This window comes from Tamlana sp. I1, assembly GCF_015355625.1.
Classification (GTDB): Bacteria; Bacteroidota; Bacteroidia; order Flavobacteriales; family Flavobacteriaceae; genus Pseudotamlana.
Map to the genome: position 1 here is coordinate 1 of NZ_JACLAF010000013.1, position 19,864 is coordinate 19,864.

The 19,864-nt window shown below is 36.2% G+C and carries 12 protein-coding genes; 10 read left to right on the forward strand and 2 right to left on the reverse strand.

Features of this window, described 5'->3' with window-relative positions:
• The 3 genes from H6X70_RS12760 to H6X70_RS12770 all read left to right on the forward strand — a co-directional run.
• The coding region (locus tag H6X70_RS12760) for a transposase (protein ID WP_194765898.1) at window positions 1-138 on the forward strand (138 nt) is incomplete at its 5' end.
• Window positions 139-340: 202 nt separating this feature from the next.
• The gene (locus H6X70_RS12765; RefSeq protein WP_194768085.1) at window positions 341-784 is read left to right on the forward strand and encodes a type ISP restriction/modification enzyme; all 444 of its coding nucleotides are present in this window, start codon (window positions 341-343) and stop codon (window positions 782-784) included.
• A 146-nt stretch (window positions 785-930) separates the two neighbouring features.
• A complete protein-coding gene (locus H6X70_RS12770; RefSeq protein WP_194768086.1) occupies window positions 931-2,316 on the forward strand; it encodes a T9SS type A sorting domain-containing protein in 1,386 nt (461 codons plus the stop codon).
• A gap of 63 nt (window positions 2,317-2,379) precedes the next feature.
• On the opposite strand, the gene H6X70_RS12775 is transcribed toward H6X70_RS12770, so the two are convergent.
• Window positions 2,380-3,132, reverse strand: coding sequence for an IclR family transcriptional regulator (locus H6X70_RS12775; protein WP_194768087.1), 753 nt, complete (start codon window positions 3,130-3,132; stop codon window positions 2,380-2,382).
• A gap of 99 nt (window positions 3,133-3,231) precedes the next feature.
• On the opposite strand from H6X70_RS12775, the gene H6X70_RS12780 reads away from it, so the two are divergent.
• The 6 genes from H6X70_RS12780 to H6X70_RS12805 all read left to right on the forward strand — a co-directional run bounded on the left by H6X70_RS12780 (window position 3,232) and on the right by H6X70_RS12805 (window position 11,623).
• A complete protein-coding gene (locus tag H6X70_RS12780; RefSeq protein ID WP_194768088.1) occupies window positions 3,232-5,769 on the forward strand; it encodes a glycoside hydrolase family 2 protein in 2,538 nt (845 codons plus the stop codon).
• 126 nt (window positions 5,770-5,895) lie between these two features.
• Window positions 5,896-7,053 (forward strand): extracellular solute-binding protein, encoded by a 1,158-nt coding sequence (locus H6X70_RS12785; protein ID WP_194768089.1) that lies wholly within the window; start codon window positions 5,896-5,898, stop codon window positions 7,051-7,053.
• A gap of 10 nt (window positions 7,054-7,063) precedes the next feature.
• Window positions 7,064-8,209 carry a CaiB/BaiF CoA transferase family protein gene (locus H6X70_RS12790; protein ID WP_194768090.1) on the forward strand — a complete coding sequence of 382 codons (1,146 nt, stop codon included), beginning with the start codon at window positions 7,064-7,066 and terminating at the stop codon, window positions 8,207-8,209.
• A 2-nt stretch (window positions 8,210-8,211) separates the two neighbouring features.
• Window positions 8,212-9,357: a CaiB/BaiF CoA transferase family protein gene (locus H6X70_RS12795; RefSeq protein WP_194768091.1), complete on the forward strand. Its 1,146-nt coding sequence runs from the start codon at window positions 8,212-8,214 to the stop codon at window positions 9,355-9,357.
• 12 nt (window positions 9,358-9,369) lie between these two features.
• Window positions 9,370-10,152, forward strand: coding sequence for an enoyl-CoA hydratase/isomerase family protein (locus H6X70_RS12800; protein ID WP_194768092.1), 783 nt, complete (start codon window positions 9,370-9,372; stop codon window positions 10,150-10,152).
• A 19-nt stretch (window positions 10,153-10,171) separates the two neighbouring features.
• Window positions 10,172-11,623, forward strand: coding sequence for an aldehyde dehydrogenase family protein (locus H6X70_RS12805; RefSeq protein ID WP_194768093.1), 1,452 nt, complete (start codon window positions 10,172-10,174; stop codon window positions 11,621-11,623).
• Window positions 11,624-11,780: 157 nt separating this feature from the next.
• Here the strand turns inward: H6X70_RS12805 and H6X70_RS12810 are convergent, their stop codons facing one another.
• A complete protein-coding gene (locus H6X70_RS12810) occupies window positions 11,781-14,819 on the reverse strand; it encodes an FG-GAP-like repeat-containing protein (protein WP_194768094.1) in 3,039 nt (1,012 codons plus the stop codon).
• A gap of 506 nt (window positions 14,820-15,325) precedes the next feature.
• Here H6X70_RS12810 and H6X70_RS12815 point away from each other — a divergent pair.
• On the forward strand, window positions 15,326-19,468 hold the full coding sequence (locus H6X70_RS12815) for a two-component regulator propeller domain-containing protein (protein ID WP_194768095.1): 4,143 nt from the start codon (window positions 15,326-15,328) through the stop codon (window positions 19,466-19,468).
• Window positions 19,469-19,864 lie beyond the last annotated feature (396 nt).

Genomic DNA, 19,864 nt, shown 5'->3' on the forward strand with positions numbered 1-19,864 from the left:
CTAAACTATTTTATTAATAGAAGTACAAATGCTTCTGCAGAATCCTTTAATGCCAAAATTAAAGCTTTTAGAACGCAGTTCAGAGGCGTGAGAAACGTAAAATTCTTCCTCTATAGATTAACTACTATTTTTGCTTAATTCTAAAATCCCACAACTTTTGCTCTTGATCCTTTAGAGGGTATAAAAGGGAGCAAGTCTAAAAGTTGTGTGTGAATTAAAATAAGATTGCGATTTGCGACAAAAAAAGACATTTTGAACAACTATCTAGACCTCTTATAATTAATTCTCCCCGAATTTTTTAATTAGCCATCCTAACAAACCCCTTCAAAAGAAGCACAAGATGACTTTAATTCAATTTGCCAAAAATCTAATTCAACGCCATCAAAAAGACGTTTCTAACACCACCTCATTTTTAATCGATTTACAATCATTAAGCAAAAATTTAACTTCGGAAAACAAAAAACCATCCAATCTCTTTCAAGAAATAAATACTGAGTTTTCTAAAAATCTTGATTTAACTTTCGTTCTAGAAAACGAGACAGGAAACCTTTGCTATTCTAATAATACTGCCGAATTACAAGATAACTACAAACAAATCTTCACTGCAACCGACCTTCTAAATTATATTTACGCCATTTTATACAGCCCAGAATACAAGACACAAAAAACAAAGCTTTTAAAAACAGATGCTCCTAAATTCCCATACCCCAAAAGCGCTAACACATTTTGGGAGTTTGTTAAAATTGAAAAAGAAATTAGCAAAAAGCATACGTACAATAAGTAACATTCAACCAAAAGCAGGATCATTTATACTTAAAAACCAGATAACCCCATAAATTACGATACCTGTTTAGTTATTGTCTAGTCTAGTTTGTTTTGTATTTAAAATGAAGGGAGTAATATTAAACTCCAAATTATTTTAAACACATTATGAACAAAAAACAACTCTTAACTTACTTTTTATTACTTTCAATCTTTAACATTTTCGCACAAGATTGGGCTAATATCCCCGTTCCGGCTGATGCTGGCACCGACAAAAACTGGGAGCTTCAAACAACACTGTCAGACGACTTTAACTACACATTTAATCCAGCCACAACAAAATCAAATTTTGGCAACAATAAATGGTATAACTTTTACCACAATGCCTGGGATGGTCCAGGAACAACCTATTGGAAATACAACCATGTTTGGGTAGATGGATCGGATTTAATAATTACCTCATCACGATGGAATCAAACCGGTGAAGATATGCCAATTACCAATTCACCTAACAAAATGAATAAGCCTAATGACGGCATAAGCGCAGGCTGCATAACCTCCAACAACAAAGTGCTTTACCCTGTTTTTGTTGAAGCTAGCGTAAGCGTTGCCAACATCGCTTTAGCATCCGATGTTTGGTTATTAAGCCCAGACGACACTCAAGAAATTGATATTATAGAATGCTATGGTGGTGCCGACAGCAACAACGGTTTTTTCGCTAAAGACATTCATTTAAGTCATCATTCATTTGTTCGCCAACCTTTTCAAGATTATCAACCTAGAGGAAAAAACACTTGGTACACGCGTAGCGACATCACGACCTCTTGGGGAGATTATTGTTGGAATAACGGCGCAAGAAAATATGTAGAAATTGGCGTGAACTGGATAAGCCCTGTTCATTTTGAATACTACATAGACGGCGAACTGGTTCGCGTACTTTACGATAAAGCAAGCGCCACAAAAAAAGGCAGCACTTGGTATTACACCTACCCTAGTATGACTAATGGCACTCTAGATTTTGATTCTAATGGTTACCAAACCGAAAATCCATTTGCTACATCATCAAGCTATTCTTTTAGCACATTACAAAATGCTAGCAACACCTCATCAGTAAGTATAATAGACCCTTATAATTACCAAAACGGTCAAGGTTTTTCAAAAGAATTAGACATTATTATTAATGTAGAATCTCAAAACTGGCATGTTGCTGCAGGCAGAACACCTAACGATGCACTACTAAGTGACCCTAGCAAAAACACCATGAAGGTAGATTGGATACGTGTTTACAAACCAACTAGCAGCTTAAGCACAGAAACACCAACTCAATCTAATTCCATTCACATTTACCCAGTTCCAGCAAACCAAACATTACATATTAAAAGTGAACAAAAAATAGATGATATAAAAATATATAACACTTTAGGAGTCATAGTTTATCAGCAAACTACATCGGTAGAAACAATCCCTCTTGATCAATTAAATAATGGGGTTTATTTTATAAGCATAAACGCTAACAACAAAACAACCACCAAGCGTTTTGTTGTTCAACATTAAACGTATTTGATCAAAAAAGAATCGGCACCTCATCCTATTATAGGTGCCGATTTATAAAAAATATCAAACCCCTAAAACAGCATTAATTGAAGCTGCTGTTTTTTGTAATTGCTGAATAAAAAAGTCTCTAGATTTATTGTTTTCTGAAAGCGCTGTTAAACTAGAAACCGCTATTGAAGCATAAATCCCAGAGTGCACATTACCAATGGTAATTGCAATATCGGTAACTCCTAGAGTAAGCTCACTTTCTTTAAGATCGTAGCCCTGTTTTTCTATCTGTTGAAGTGTTTGTAATAATTCTGTTTGTTGTTTAACAGTTAATGCGTTAAAATCTTCCGATTTTTTTAAAATCGCATCACGTTCTTTCTCATCAATATTTGCAAGTAAAACACGCCCAGAAGTCGTTTTAATTAAAGGAAACAAACTCCCTTCTTCCACCGAAAGTGATACTGGTCCCGGACTTTTTGTTTGAGACACGACCATAAGTTTATCATACTGTATAATACTCATATGACAAGCTTGATGGGTCGCATTCGATAGATCTTCCATAAACGGTTTTGCCACACGCAGCAAACCATCAATAGGACTGTGAGTATGGGATAAATGATACAGCTTAAGTGTTAAACTGTATTTTCCAGAAGTACTCTTACTTATATATCCTCGATCTTCAAGACAGGCCAACATGCGATAAATCTCATTAGCTGTTTTGTCTAAACCTAAAGAAATTTCCATTTGAGACTGTGGTACAGACTTCTCGGATAAATATTCAATAATATCCAAGCCTTTTTCTAATGCGGGTGCTTTGTATTTACTCATAAAGCAAAAATAAACATTTATATATAAAAATTTACTTCATATTTAAAATTCAAATATAAATACATATATTTGTATATGAAAAATTAAAGTAATATCAACATGACTAAATTAAATCTCAAATTAATAGCCTTAACAGCCCTAGTGTTATCCGTAACATCTAGCGTGTTTGCTCAACCCAACACCACACTTGCACTTGAAGACTCAAACCAACAAGTTATTGATTTAAGCGGTATGCGTTGGCGTTTTAAAATGATGGCGCCAGGAGAAGGCGTTAAAAAAGGCCTGCATAAGTTACCTGCGGAAGACATTGAAACCTTAGTATGGAACAACGCCAAAGTACCTGGCGATGTGTACACCGATCTTTGGAAAGTAGGCATTATTGAAGACCCTCATTTTGGAAGAAACAGTGTAAAAGCACAATGGGTACAACAATACGAATGGTGGTACGCATTACAATTTAGCGTTACCGAAGATGTAGAAAACCAATTAGTAGACCTTGTTTTTGAAGGCGTAGATTATGCCTGCGAGGTATGGCTTAACGGTCATTATTTAGGAAAACATGAAGGGGTATTTTCTAAATTTTCTTTTGATGTTGCCAATTTTCTTCGCATCCATAAATACGATTTCCTTAAAGGCCGAAACATGCTCGTGGTTAAATTAGACACACCGCCGCAAGTAAACGCTTTTGTTGCCGGAAAAAAAACACCTTGGTTTGGCGATTATTGGAGAGACATCACCCCTATTGGTATTGTACGCCCTGTTAAATTAGTACGTACCGGAAAAATCCGCTTTAAAGATGTGTATGCTAACAATACCATTAATAAAGATGGATCGGCGGATGTAAATCTTGAAATCACCGTAGAAAACACCAATAAAGTTGCTAAAGAATTTTCATTTGAAGCGGCCCTTAACGGGAAAAACTTTAAGATGAAAGAGCAAAAAGTAAGCTTTAAGAAAACCATTCAACCGGGAACTCATAAAGTCATTCAGAAAATACATTTAAAAGAAGCTAAATTATGGTGGCCATGGGATTTAGGTGACCAAAACTTATACACAGCAAAAATTGCGGTTAAAGATGGTAAATTAAACCAAGATGTTAACGAAACCACATTTGGTATTCGCGAAGTCACTTCTAAATGGAATCCTGGTTTTGTTAAAGATGTCGATGTTACCTTCCCGAGATCTACTTATATAAACGGTAAGTTTCACTTCATCCGTTCGGCATGTTGGGGTGGTCCTCCAAATATTTTTGTAGGACGTACCGAAACAAGCGATTATAAAGAGTTAATTCGTTTGGCAAAAGAAATGAATATGAACAATATTAGAATCTTCGGATGGCACCCACCAGAAGTTCCAGAATTTTACCAGTACTGTGATGAAATGGGTATGACTGTTTGGCAAGACATGATTCCTTTAGGAACTGGAAATATTCCTTCAGACGAGAAAAACCTAGCTGAAATATTTAACGAAGGCGTTAAAGTAGTTGTAGAACGCAGAAATCATCCGTCGTTAATCATGATGGAAGGTGGTGAAGAAATGATGTTCCGTACCCGTGACCCTAAATTTGGTCGTGAATTCTTAGAGCGTTTAGGCGATTCACTTCAAGCTTATGTCGATTTACCATATGTTCCAGATTCTCCTATGACCGATCATGTTGGGCAACAAGCAGGTTTCAAACCGAAAGAAGCCGTTCATGCCTTACGTTACTTTTATGATATGGGTAAATGGTTGCACGAAGATTGGTACCAAACCAAAGCAGATGGCTACCCTATTGTTCCAGAATTTGCAATTACCTCAGTGCCTTCCGTAGAAAGTTTAAAGAAATTTATTCCTGAAGAAGAATTATGGACTCCTGGTTTAAGTTGGGGACACCATTGGGCAGATTTAACCCGTTTACGCATGCAAAACTGGGATGTTTTTGGTAGTGAAATGAAAGGTTCTTTAGAAGAATTTGTAAATGCTACCCAAGATGCACAAGGGATTATTTTCCAAAATGGTATTGAGCATTTCCGTCGTGATAAACCAAGTTTAAGTGGTATTGCGCTTTGTCATTACATCACTTACGGACCCGATATGAAATGGGCTATTGTTGATAATTACAGAAAACCTAAAAATTCATACTACTTTGTTCAAAAAGCGTATCAGCCGCTTTTAGTGAATTTTGAATTTAAAAAACGCCGTTGGGATACTAAGGAGCCTTTTGTTGGAAATATTTGGGTGATTAATGATTACTATAAATCATACGAAGATTGTACGGTGAAGTTTGAAATGAAAGACGACTCTGGAAAAGTGATTGCTAACAAAACCTTCTCCATTGACAAGATTGAAGAAAACAGTGCGAAATCATTCTTCCCAATTAATGAAAAGGTTTTAAAATCGGTGAAATCTAAGTTTTTTGTGAACCTAGAATTAACCGACAAAAGCGGAAAAGTAATCTCTAAAAACGATTATTTCTTCCTAATTGGCGATCAAAAAGAGGCCACAAAACATTTTAACGCTTGGAAAGAGGAACGTTTGAAAAACGAAAACGAAAATGGCGGATATGGTTCATACTACCACTTCTTCAAAGATTTTACAGGAGAAGACGGACAACGTTACGAGAGTCAAACCCAAATTCCAAGAGCATCAGGATTTTAACAACGACTAACTATTATTACTAATTGCAGAGACTGTCTAAAAACAACACCCAAATCGAAACAACTACTTAGAAACTACCAATAAATTGGGTTTTTAGATGGTCTCTTTTTTACTAGACTACGAATTATGTCAGAAAAACATATAAAATTAAAAGGAATAACCTGGGACCACAGTCGTGGTTTCACATCGGCCGTTGCTACAGCACAACGTTTCCATGAATTAAATCCGAATATAGAAATCACCTGGGAAAAACGCTCGTTACAAGCTTTTGCAGACGAACCGATTGATACCCTAGCAAAACGGTATGATTTACTAATCATAGATCATCCATGGGCAGGTTTTGCAGCTCGAACAGGGGTTATCATTCCGTTAAACGAACATTTACCGAAATCATTTTTAGACGATCAAGCCGCGAACTCGGTTGGGAAATCACACGAAAGTTATTGTTTCGACGGGTATCAAAGTGCTTTAGCCATCGATGCCGCAACGCCCGTGGCAGCAAGCAGACCAGATTTATTAAACAAATTAGGAAAAACGCTACCAAAAACTTGGGCCGATTTAATCGCCTTAGCAAAGGACGGTTTGGTTGCTATTCCTGGGATTCCTCAGGATACTCTAATGAGTTTTTATATGATTTGTTGCACGCATGGTGAAGATGTAGCCCTAACAAAAGACTATTTTGTTTCGGAAGACATCGGGCTACAAGCCTTAGATATTTTAAGAGATTTAGGACAATATATTGATGCTTCTTGCTACGACATGAACCCCATTAAGGTTTACGAAGCCATGACACGCAGCGATAAATTTGCCTACTCCCCTTTTGCTTACGGCTACACCAACTACTCAAAACGCGGCTATGCTACTCATGTTTTAAAATTCCATGACACCGTTACTCTAGAAGGTCAGCATTTAATTACCACTTTAGGTGGAACAGGTTTAGCCATTTCATCAAATTCAAAACATAAAGAAACCGCTTTAGCTTACGCCGAATATGTAGCATCTCCTAAAACCCAAAAAACCGTGTTCTTTGATTATGGCGGACAACCAGGACACAGAGAGGCTTGGTTAGATACCACAAATAATTTCAATGCTTTAGATTATTTTAAAGACACGCTACCCACTTTAGATAGAGCCTTTTTAAGACCACGTTACCACGGACACATGTATTTTCAGGATAATGCAGGCGCTCCAATTCGTGAGTTTATGAAAAACGGTGGCCATGCCAAATCGCTTTTAGATAGCTTGAATACATTGTATCTTAAATCATTAAAGAAAACAACCTAATCATTTATAAATGTTACCATTAGAAGGCATTACCGTATTAGAGTTTGCGCAATTCATGGCAGGGCCATCGGCTGGATTAAAAATGGCCGATTTAGGTGCGCGCGTGATTAAAATTGAACGTCCAGGATCTGGTGAAGCGGGCCGACAAATTGCCCTTAAAAATATTTTTATTGATGAAAGCTCTATGGTGTTTCATACGGCCAATCGAAATAAACAATCGTATGCAGCCAATTTAAAAGACCCAGACGATTTAGAAAAGGTAAAAAAACTCATTGCGCAAGCCGATGTAATGACCCATAATTTCCGACCAGGTGTTATGGAAAAAATTGGTTTAGATTATGAAACTGTAGCTGCTATAAATCCTAAAATGGTGTACGGTGTGGTTTCTGGATATGGTCCCGTTGGCCCTTGGGCTACCAAACCTGGCCAAGATTTACTTATTCAGTCCTTGTCGGGCTTTGTTAATTTATCGGGAAACGAAGCCGATGAACCCACAGCAACAGGACTAGCCACTTCTGATATTTTTACAGGAGTACATTTAGTTCAAGGTATTTTGGCTGCACTTATTGCCAGAAACCGCACTGGTAAAGGCTCTAAAGTTGAAGTGAGTTTATTGGAATCCACTTTAGACATCCAATTTGAACTGTTAACTACTTTCTTAAATGATGGCGAAATGCTACCAAAAAGAGCAAAAAAAGGCAATGCCCACGTGTATCTAGAGGCGCCTTATGGCATTTATCAAACCAAAGATGGTTACATCAGTATTGCGTTAACACCTTTAGATGCTCTGGCAAAAGCGATGAACTTGCATCTTCCTGATGCTTTTCAAAATCCGAAAGTATGGTATGAAAAACGCGATGACATTATGGCTTTTTTACAAGAACAACTCATTAAAGAAAGCTCAGCACATTGGTTATCTATTTTTGAAGCATTAGATTTTAGAGTTTCAGAAGTATTTGATTATAAAACATTATTGAATCATGAAGGCTACAAAATCCTTCAAATGGATCAAGAGGTTGAAACTTCCGATGGTATTTCAATGAAAACCACGCGCTGCCCCATCCGAATTGATGGTAACCGAATTTTCAATAAAAAATCGGCACCAAAAGTGGGTGAAAATAATGCCTTAATAGAAAAAGAATTTAATCTAAGTTAATCATGAAAAAACCATTAGAAGGCATCTTAGTTGTAGACTTTAGTCAGTATTTATCTGGCCCTTCAGCGAGTTTAAGATTGGCTGATTTAGGTGCTAGAGTCATTAAAATTGAAAAACCCGAAACGGGAGATTTAGGTCGTGGTTTGTATTTTTCAAATGTGGTGATGAACGGCGCTTCATCGATGTTTCATGCCATCAACAGAAATAAACAAAGTTATGCGGCCAATATGAAAGCGACCGATGAACGTGAAAAAGTCTATCAATTAATCAGCAAGGCCGATGTTTTAATTCATAATTTCAGACCAGGCGTTGTAGATAAACTAGGCATTGATTTCGAAACCATAAAATCTATTAATCCTAAAATCGTTTATGCTGAATTATCAGGTTATGGCAAAGAAGGCATTTGGAAAGATAAACCAGGACTGGATTTATTATTGCAATCGCTTTCAGGATTAACACAGCTAAATGGAAACGATGGCGCAGGCCCTATCCCTATTGGTTTGGCTGTAGTTGATATTTTATCTGGTGCCCATTTAGCACAAGGTATTTTAGCCTGTTTGTACAGAAAAGAAACCACGGGTGAAGGCGGTCACGTGGAAGTAAGCATGCTTGAATCGGCTTTAGAATACCAGTTTGAATCCATTACCTGTTATTTTAGAGACGGCGGGCAACCAACCATCCGACCAAAAAGCAATTCCGCACATGCCTATTTAGGCGCACCTTACGGGGTTTACGCGACTAAAAATGGCGCTATGGCGTTGGCCATGGGATCTATTCCTTTTATTGGCGGTTTAATAGGTTGTGAAGCTTTATCAAAATATGAAACGCCCGAAAGTTGGTTTAATCAAAGGGATGAGATTAAAGACATCCTTGCCAAACACCTAGCTACGAAAGACACGAAAACGTGGTTAGCCGTTTTAGAGCCTGCCGATATTTGGTGTGCCGAAATCATGGATTGGAAAACACTCATGGATCAAGACGCCTTTAAAATTTTAGAGATGATTCAGGAAGTTAACATGGCTGACGGCTACACCTACAAAACGACACGTTGCCCGATTCAAATTAATGGTGCCTGGTTAACCTCGGAAATTGGCAGTCCCGTTTTAGGCGAACACAATGAGAAAATCAATACAGAACTAACATCGTAATAACAGAATTTTATGAGTGATTTATCAACCAACATACTAGTCAAAAAAGCAGCAGGCGTTGCTACCATTAGCTTAAACAGGCCTAAAGCGAATAGTTATTACAAAGACTTTTTAGAATTAATTAGTCAAGCTGTAAAAGAAGCTAGCGCAGACGATGCTATCAAAGTTATTTTAATCAATAGCACTTCCGAAAAGTTTTTCTGCGCTGGAGCTGATATTAAAATCTTCAGTAGCAATACCACCGAGCAAAATGCCGAAATGGTAAAAGCGGCTCGCGAAGTTTCCGAAGCCATTACCTCAAGCAGTAAAATTGTTATTGCAGCCGTTAGCGGTCATGTTTTAGGCGGCGGATTAGAAATGATTATGGCTTGCGACATCCGTCTTGCTTCCGAAGGCAACTATTTAATTGGCTTACCCGAAGTGAAATTAGGCTTAATGCCTGGAAACGGCGGCACACCAAGACTCATCGATTTAATTGGAGCGAGCCGAGCCATGGAATTGTTGGTAACGGGAAATAACATATCACCACAAAAAGCTTATGATTATGGCCTATTTAATCAATTATTCCCTGCCGATGCCTTTGAATTAAGCGTAACGCATTATGTAAATGAATTAGCTCAAGGCGCAGGACAAGCCATGGCGGCCATTAAACATTATGTGCAAAAACATAAAGGCATGAACTTACAAGAATCGTTAGATTACGAAACCACATCGGTTAACGCCTTGTACGATACGCATGATGCCAAAGAAGGTTTTTTAGCCTTTGTAGAAAAGCGTACACCAAAATTTAATTAACTAATAAAACATACTAATAATGGCAAAAGAAATTAAACATTACCCCTGTTTCATCAATGGTGAGTGGTTAGATTCCTCAAAAAGAGCACTTATTGAAGTAGAAAACCCAGCAAACAATGACGTTTTTGCAACGGTTACCGCATGTACCAAAGAAGACGTGCAATATGCCTTAGAAACCTCAGAAAAAGCGCAATTTGGATGGCATTTAACACCTGCTCAAACGAGAGCCAATTACATTTATGCCATTTGTGATCGTTTGAAAGCAGAACGGGAACATTTCGCCAAATTATTAGTTATGGAGCAAGGAAAAACTTATGCTGAAGCACTTGGTGAAGTTGATGACACGATTCGATATATGACCTATTCCGCGGAAGCGGGACGACGTATTCAAGGGGCTATTTTTCCAACTGAAAATGCTAACGAGCGTTTGGAAATCCATAAAGTTCCTTATGGCGTTACCGTGGCGTTGTGTGCCTTTAATTATCCTTTAGCTTTAATCGGACGAAAATTGGGTCCGGCTTTGGTTACAGGAAATACCATTATTTTAAAACCACATGAGTTAACACCTGTTACCGCTTCAGAATTTTGCCGATTGGTAGAAGACGCAGGCCTTCCTAAAGGCGTTGTTAATATGGTAGCGACACAAAATGCACAAACCGCTTCTTTATTAGTTGAAAGTCCGATTACCAAATTAATCAGTTTAACCGGAAGCACCAATGCGGGACGCGCCATGTATCGCGCTGCTGCGGATAACATTACAGGTTTAATCTTAGAACTAGGTGGTAAAGCCCCATTTATTGTTTTAGATGATGCGGATATCGATAAGGCTGTTGAAGCTGCTGCCATTTCTAGATATGCCAACTGCGGACAAGTATGTATTTGCAATGAAATGGTGATGGTTGACGAAAAAATAGCTGATGAATTCACCGAAAAACTCATTAAACGTGTAGCACAAATTAAAACGGGTAACCCTTTTGATGCATCGGTAAATATGGGTCCCAATGTAAGCTCGCAAGGTTTAGCCCGTGTGCAAGATTTAGTAAATCAAGATATTGCCAATGGTGCCGAACTGGTTATGGGAGGCGGCCGACCAAATGGTGCTGAATTTGAAAAAGGCAATTGGTTTGCTCCAACCATTCTTACCAATGTTAAAAACGGCGATGCCACAACAAAACACGAATTATTCGCGCCTGTCCTGCCCATCATTAAAGTAAATGGTTTTGATGAAGCTATGGCTTATTCGAATGCCAGAGAAGAAGGTTTATCGGCATACTTATTTACCAATAACTATAAGATTCATCAAAAGGCCATTGATCAATTACAGGTGGGAACAATTTTCATCAACAAACAAATTGTTGGCTATATTCAAGGCTATCATTCGGGGCATAAAACCTCGGGAATTGGTGGCGAAGATGGTATTTATGGTATAGAACATCATTTACAAAAACGCACGGTTTATTTGGAGTATTAAAACCGTTTTCAATACCTCACGCTGAGAAATATAATTCAATAAAAAACCTTATAGCATTTGTTACTATAAGGTTTTTTTATTGACCTGCAAAAGTCACTCAAAACTTTTAGCAAGGCAAAAACATTAAAAACAAAAGCGCGTTTTTGCTCTGAAACTTTTATGGTTTAATATTTAAAGGATAAACCTGATCATTATACATGATGCCATCGCTGGATGTAAAGGTTGCACGCAACATATAGAATTGACCTTCTGGCAAATCTTTTGTTGGTGTTAAACCTTTAAGAGAAAAGGTTTTCACAGCTTTACCAGACACTTTGTTAAGTGCAGTTTCATCAACCAAAACCACGTCTTTAATAGGCACCCATTCATTTTTAAAATGACGCAACCATAAACGCACACCACCTTCATCGGCATTTATAACTTTTTGTCCAGACCCCGCGTAATATTCGGCTTCAACAGTAATGTTATCTCCGACATTAAAGCTGTTGAATTTTTCTTTATTCAAAAGCTTAATAAAAGGTTTCACAAAAGGCTCAACCTTTATCATAGTATGAGCACTAACTTTAGGGTTTTCAGCCGAAGCTACAGTAATTTTAGTTTTGCCTGCTTTTAGAGCCTTTACCTTTCCTAAGTCATCAACTGTAGCTACTTCAGGATGACTACTTTCCCAAACTAAATTTTGATTATCGGCGTATTTCGGATTTAATGTTGTTTCCAATTGCAAGGATTCATTCTCAAACAAAGTAACCTGCGCTTCAGATAAAACAATCGTTTCAATAGGCTGCGCATACCAATCGACAATACTTATTTCTTTTGAAGCCTTTAAACCATTAGCCACACTAGTTGCTGTAATTGTCGTTTTCTCACCGATGTTCCCAACGGCTTCAACTACGCCATCTGTACCAACTTTTAAAACCTCCGGATTACTAGAAGCCCATTGCACCTCTTGATCGGCGTTTTTAGGTGAAGCTTTTATTATTAATGGCATGGAAGTGCCTTTTCTTATTTCCGAAACGTCATCAGTTATAACCACCCCTTCTGGATCTAGTTTATTGGTATCGATTATGGCATTAGCCGCCTTATTATTGAACACAACCGTTTCGCCATTTCGCCATCTTACGGTTACGCTTTCTATTTTAGTTTCAGTCCCTAAACCAAAATGTACCATATTTAATAAACTTTGAGAAAACACTTCGCCTGCCGAGCCTACGCGTTTACGGTATTCGTGATTTGCAGTCTTTACAATAACCTCAGCAGAAATGGCATCGATATTCGATTTTGGCGCATAACCAACACGTACTAAAGCATAATTACCGCTACCCGGATTTTTATTCGCATACAAATACCACATACCGCCTTCACTACCATTTAGCAGGTCTAAACCACCATCTAAATCGAAGTCGAAAGCCTGTCCCATATCGCCATTTCCAGCATCACCAATAGCATTGGCGCCGTGCATGGTAACGGTTTCAAAAGCGCCATTCCCTGTGTTTAGCAACATATAATCGGAAGTTCTAGACCCAATAAAGCCCCAACGGTACACAAATATATCTTGGTAACTATCGTTGTTAAAATCTCCCACAGTAACCCCTAAAGAATTCCCTCCGGGCTGGATGTTATAAGCTTCAGAAACATCTGTAAACACCCCATTATCATTCCTAAGTAAAATATCCTGAACATTTCTATTTTGAGGTACAAATTCGGGCATTACAGCTTCTACACCAGACAAACTAAATCGATACGACCAGAATAAATCGCCATTTCTAACCAAAGCTGCTTTCCATTTGTTATCGCCTATGGCTCCAATATAAAAACCATCAGCCGAAATATCTTTTGGCCAACCTTGAGCCGTTTTGCTATCAATTTCGAAATCTTGACCCGAAGGTATTAGAGCTTCTTTTTTGTTTTCACCTAAAAAAATAGGATAGGTTTTTCCTCTATAATCGCCTTGCGCTAAGTAATAGTAGTTGTGAAGTTTAATTTTGTTGTCGCCAATAAACTCAAAAGCATCAACGCCTTTATAACCTCTGGTTTTAAGTGCCATTTCTTTATTTACAGGATCGCTGTCTAACGAGGGTGTTTCACCTTTTCCGCCTTCAAATTCTAGTCCGCGAGCTAAATACAAATCTAAATCGCCATCATTATCGATATCTACATCTGCAAGCGCCATAATTTGTTTGTATTCAGGAAGATCCTTTAGCATTTTAGCAGTAACCTCTGTAAAGGTGAAATCGCCATTACCTTTCCAAATAGACAATGGGCCGTATAAAATGATATCATCAATGTGATCGCCATTAATATCGGTTATTAAAGCGCGCGAAGGATGTGCATCTTGAATTCCAGGCACATCTTTAAACTTAAAAGTACCATCGCCTAAATTTTCATAATAGAAATGCTGTGGTTTTTCCTTTTTTAAGCCTTCTTCATTCACCAACATTAAATCTAAATCGCCATCCAAATCGTAATCTGACCAACGTGCACCTCTACCCCTAGCGCCACGGGTAATACCAACATCGCCTGTAAATCGAATAAAATTGGAATAATCATTTTTATAATAATTGGCAATGGAAGGATTTGCTCCATTCCCTCCACCTTGGGTAACGACTAAATCTAAATCGCCATCATTATCATAATCTCCAAGCGCAGTACCATGCAAATCGTGCATGTACCAACGGGCGAGATTTTGACTGTGTTTTGTTACTGTGCCATCGCCATTATTCCAATACAGTTTACTTGATTCTTGGTTGTGGTTGTTCACAATAAAATCGTAATAACCATCTTGGTTAATATCTGCTATGGAAGGTCCGCCATATTTTATAGAATTCACACGATCTAATCCTGCTGCTTCACTGATGTCTGTAAACTTAGGAATCTCAAGGTTTCCAGCATCCTCTACAGTTATTTTATGAATGGTCATTTCGGCATCTCTAACCGAAAGTTTGAAATTTACGTCTCCCAATTCTTTAAATCCGATTACAGCATTTACTTTTTGACGCCCAGTTTTTGAAACATCTAAATTGTCTAAAAGCAATGCCCCATCAGCAAATAAACTCAGGCTACCATAGGATTTATTATTAGTTAAATCGATAGTGATTTTTTTAACCTTACTCCCTTTAATTTCAGCATTAAAATTAAGTGGCTTTAAACTTTCTACAGGACTAGAATTACCGAGTATTTCATTAGTATTTGATTCCACCTTTACACAAGATTGAACCATTATAATGATATAAAGGCATAGGAATTTTAGAATTGTTTTACTTTTAGAATAATAAATTTTTTGTTGCATCATATTTAGAGTGTTTGGTAAAATCTATTCAAAAGAAGAAAAATATTGGAGTGGTATTTTTCTTGTGATTCAATAGTTTTTTTTCTGTTTAATTGAATTTATAAACTTGATGAAAAAACAGAAGCAAACAAGAAATCTTGACTAGACAATAACTATACAGGCCTTTAAAAACAGATATAAAATCCAATACGAAAAATAAAAACTGTTTAAAATAATGCGAAAGCGAACCAATATTTGCTCAAATAAAAAGCTTTAAACGATTAATTATAGCCTGACTTCTTTTAACAAAATCATCAATCTGCTAAAAGTTATGTATATTACTTAACCGTTTAAAATCTAAAACAATAGGAAAGTTAGATTCAATTCTATAATTTTAAATTGAGTTATTTTTTTTAAAATTACCTACTTATGAACTTATGAGAAGAACATTTATTTTTTGTTTTTTATTAATATCCTTCACTATTTGGTCGCAAGAGCCAAACCAAGAGTTCCATTTTTTTAACATAAAAGAAGGCATACCTAAAGTAGGCATTTCAAATATTATTCAAGATCATTATGGTTTTATATGGATAAGCACCACCGGAACGGGCCTCTATAAATTTGATGGCATTGACTATATAAACTACAAACACAAATTAAACGACTCAACCTCGTTAAGTAGTAGCCGAATACAGCACTCTTTTATTGATAGCAAAAACAGACTTTGGTTTGGCACCGAAAACGGATTAAACTTATACCATAGAGATTTAGACCAGTTTAACCGAATTGTTCTAGACAGCACAAATATTAATAATGAATTTATTTTAACTATTGAAGAAGACGAAACTGGCAACATTTTAATAGGAACAAATAACCTAGGAATGTTTAAAATTAATACAGAGACGTTAAAAGTTGATAAAATCTCAAACTCTACTTTTAGTGAAGATGGTACTCCATTAAATATTAACAGTATAAAGCATTCCAAGCAAGGAAAAACCTTTGTAGGCACAAATTTAGGACTGAAAGAGCTAGACTTAATTAATAACAAGCTTATTCATACCAGATTACTTTCAAACAATAAAAATACATTTAACACCTCTATTGAAAGGCTCTTCTTGGATAGCGAACGTAATTTATGGATTGGTTCTAAAACCAATGAAGGGGTTTACAAATGCAAACTAAGCAACGACAGCAACAACCATATTATTGATGTGACCCATTTTAATTTCACGTCCAAAAAAATTATGGATTTTGATGAGCTAGCGGATGGCACCATAATTATTGGAACCGAAAACGATGGCCTCTTTCACATTCAAGATAATGGACAAATCATAAAAAATTATCGCGCTAACAAATCCGAAGAAAATAGCATCCTTCACAATTCTATTTGGACGCTTTTTATTGATGACAGAGACCGACTCTGGTTAGGCTATTACAACAGTGGCGTAGCGGTAAGCGATAATCTTTATAACAAATTCATGAACATTAAAAGCCTGCCGAATAATGATAACTCATTAAAAATAGGCTCGGTTATGGGGATGATTAAAGAAAACACAAACAAACTCTGGGTTGCAACCGATGGTGGCGGCATTGATATTTACAATACTAAAACAGCAAAAATAACCCACATAAACAGTATTGATAACAAGATTTATTCGGGATTAACATCGGATTATATTGAAACCATTTTTAAGGATTCCCATCAAAACATCTGGGCAGGTAGCTGGGATAGCGGTTTATTTTTTCTAAAAAAAGGCGACAAAAAATTTAAAAACTACTCCATAGAAAACACTTCGGGAGCATTAGCCTCTAATACCATAATGAGTTTATCTGAAGATTCGAACGGCATCATCTGGATTGGCACTTATTTTCAAGGGCTTCATGCCTTCAACCCTAAAACAAAAGCTTTTAAACAATATAATACGGAAACACTTGCTAGATTAGACATTACTAAGGTTTTAGTCGATTCTGAAGATTACATTTGGATAGGTACACCCCATGGGTTATTCAAAGTAAAAAAACAAAAAGACGAAAGTATTAAAGTCACTTCGTTTACATACGAAATGACAAAAGCCTACAACAATCCATCAAATGCTAATTATATTCTATCCATTTATGAATCTACAAATAAAGACATTTGGATAGGTACAAGGGGCGCTGGTTTATGCAGATACAATAAAGCAACAAACACATTTACTTGGTTCAATAAATCTAACGGTTTAATGGAGGAAAATGTCGCTTCCATAATTGAAGACCATAGCAACCTATGGATAAGTGGTAATTCTGGGCTAACTAAATTTAATTTAGAAACCATGAAATTTACCAATTACACTTCTAATGATGGCTTAGTTTCGAACGATTATAATTTTGATTCGGTTCTAAAAGATGATGATGGTATTATCTATTTTGGAAACTTAAAAGGGGTCGATTTTTTTAACCCCAAGCATGTAAACACAAACACCAATCCGCCTTCCTTACGTTTAACAGAGTTAAAATTATTCAACAAAAAAGTAATCCCTGGAACTCATAATGCGCCTTTAAACAAAGTTATTTCAGAAACTGATCATATCACTTTAAACGATAACCAAACCGTATTTACAATAGAATACACAGGCATTAATTACACCAGACCCGAAAAAAACAATTATGCCTACTATCTGGAAGGTTATGAAAACACCTGGAATTATGTTGACCAACAACGCAGTGCCACCTATACTAATTTAGATCATGGCGATTACACATTCAAGCTCATGGCTTCTAATAATGATGGCGTTTGGAACCAAAAACCTTTAGAATTAAAAATATCTATATTACCACCTTGGTGGAAAACAAAATGGGCGCTTTTTTCATATTTAACGCTGTTTTTCGTTGGAATTTATATTTTAAATCGCTTAACACTAAACAGAATTAAAGAAAAGGAATTGCTTCGTGTGGAGCGTTTAAGTCAAAATCAAAATGATGAATTAAATCAAAAGAAAATTCAATTCTTCACAAACATTTCGCATGAATTTAGAACACCGCTAACATTAATTATAAATCCGCTTAAAGATATTATAAACGACAGCGACCTTAATTTACCTCAAAAAATAAAAAACAAACACGCTATTATTTATAAGAATACCGACAAGCTTTATAGGTTAATTAATGAATTAATGGACTTAAGAAAACTTGAAGTCAACAAAATGAATGTTAGAGCTCAAAAAATAAATTTAATTGATTTCACTAAAAATATTGCAGAATACTTTCAAGAAGAAGCTACAAGGAAAAACATTTATTTAAGCGTAGACGCCGATGTGCCCGATTTAAGCGTTTGGGCAGATGCCAAAATGCTTGATAAAATTCTTTTCAACTTATTATCAAACGCCATTAAAATAACCCCAGAAGGCGGTACCATAGCTATTGAATTATCCGCTACAGACCACCTACACATATTACCTTTAATTGATGAAAAAACACCTGTAGAAGCTGTAGAAATTACTATTTCAGATACTGGACCAGGCATGGAAAGAAATCAAGTTGAAAAAATATTTGAACGTTTTTATCAAATTGAAGATCAAAACAGATCCTATTTTGGAGGCACAGGAATTGGACTTGAAGTGGTACAAAGTTTTGTTAAGCTTCATAAAGGAAAAATAGAAGTAAAAAGTGAAATTGGAGAAGGTACTGTATTTAAAATATTATTACCTACTGGCCATGCGCATTACCAGGAAGATGACCTTATAACTAGTGAAGAAAGTTTATATATTAACAAAAAAGATTTTCTAACCCTCCCTAATATTGAAGTTGAAGAACACTTAAATGAAACACTTAAAATTCAAAAGAAAGATACCATTCTTATTGTAGAAGATAATGTAGAACTTAAGGATTATTTAAAAACCGAACTAAGTGAGCAATACAAAATACTACTAGCAAGCAACGGTACTGAAGGCGTTAAAATAGCACAAGAATCCTTTCCAGACCTAATTATTACAGATGTAATCATGCCCGAAATGAATGGTTTTGAGTTTTGCAAGATTATTAAATCTAATGCTTCAACAAGCCACATTCCTTTGCTAATGTTAACCGCCAAAGCCTCTATAGAAAACAGAATTGAAGGTATTGAAACCGGCGCCGATGCCTATATGGTAAAACCTTTTGATTTAAAACTATTAAAAATAAGATTGTCGCAATTAATAAAAAGCAGACAGCTTATTTTCGATAAATATTTTAGAGCGATTAGTGGCGCAGAAGAAAACCAAAATGCAAGTTCTATAGATAAAGAATTTATACAAAAACTACTCGGTTATATTAATAACAATATTAGCGACACGAATTTAAGCGTAGAGGTTTTAGCAGATCAATTAAACCTAAGTCGCAGCCAATTATACCGAAAAATTAAAGCCTTAACAGGACAAACTGTTAATGAGTTTATTAGAAAAATACGACTGGAAAGAGCAAAGCAAATCTTAGAAAACGGAAGCACTACCGTTAGTGAAGCGTGTTACAAAGTTGGGTTTGCATCGCCTTCATATTTTGCGAAATGTTTTAAAGCACACTTCGGGTTATTACCAACTGAGATTGAAACCAAAAAAGACTTTTAAAACACCGCTTAGCACCTTCAAAACAGCTTGTTTTATGATTTAAAAAGCTAAGTTTTAAGCTGTATAAAACGATTTTATATTGTATTCGTTTTCATCTTCAACATCCATAAAAAATCTTAAAGCTCTATAAAAAAGCTATTTAAAAAGTCAATTAAATTTGATTTGTCAGCTTGTCGAAACCGCTATTGTTTTGCAATCAGTTAAAAATATTTCGACAGGTTCATACATCATGCATACTTTTAAGACCTTGTTTTAAACTCAGACGGATTTTCAACATAAGATTATTGCATTTTTCAAGTCAATTAAACCACAACCACCTGACTTACAACACCTTTTTAACCCATCAATATTTTGCAGCATAACACAAATGTTGCATCAAATAGCACAAATGTATCA

Excerpts from the sequence above, each read along its gene's own strand:
- H6X70_RS12765 (WP_194768085.1), top strand. The coding sequence starts at position 341 with ATGACTTTAATTCAATTTGCCAAAAATCTAATTCAACGCCATCAAAAA.
- H6X70_RS12770 (WP_194768086.1), top strand. The coding sequence starts at position 931 with ATGAACAAAAAACAACTCTTAACTTACTTTTTATTACTTTCAATCTTT.
- H6X70_RS12775 (WP_194768087.1), bottom strand. The coding sequence starts at position 3,132 with ATGAGTAAATACAAAGCACCCGCATTAGAAAAAGGCTTGGATATTATT.
- H6X70_RS12780 (WP_194768088.1), top strand. The coding sequence starts at position 3,232 with ATGACTAAATTAAATCTCAAATTAATAGCCTTAACAGCCCTAGTGTTA.
- H6X70_RS12785 (WP_194768089.1), top strand. The coding sequence starts at position 5,896 with ATGTCAGAAAAACATATAAAATTAAAAGGAATAACCTGGGACCACAGT.
- H6X70_RS12790 (WP_194768090.1), top strand. The coding sequence starts at position 7,064 with ATGTTACCATTAGAAGGCATTACCGTATTAGAGTTTGCGCAATTCATG.
- H6X70_RS12795 (WP_194768091.1), top strand. The coding sequence starts at position 8,212 with ATGAAAAAACCATTAGAAGGCATCTTAGTTGTAGACTTTAGTCAGTAT.
- H6X70_RS12800 (WP_194768092.1), top strand. The coding sequence starts at position 9,370 with ATGAGTGATTTATCAACCAACATACTAGTCAAAAAAGCAGCAGGCGTT.
- H6X70_RS12805 (WP_194768093.1), top strand. The coding sequence starts at position 10,172 with ATGGCAAAAGAAATTAAACATTACCCCTGTTTCATCAATGGTGAGTGG.
- H6X70_RS12815 (WP_194768095.1), top strand. The coding sequence starts at position 15,326 with ATGAGAAGAACATTTATTTTTTGTTTTTTATTAATATCCTTCACTATT.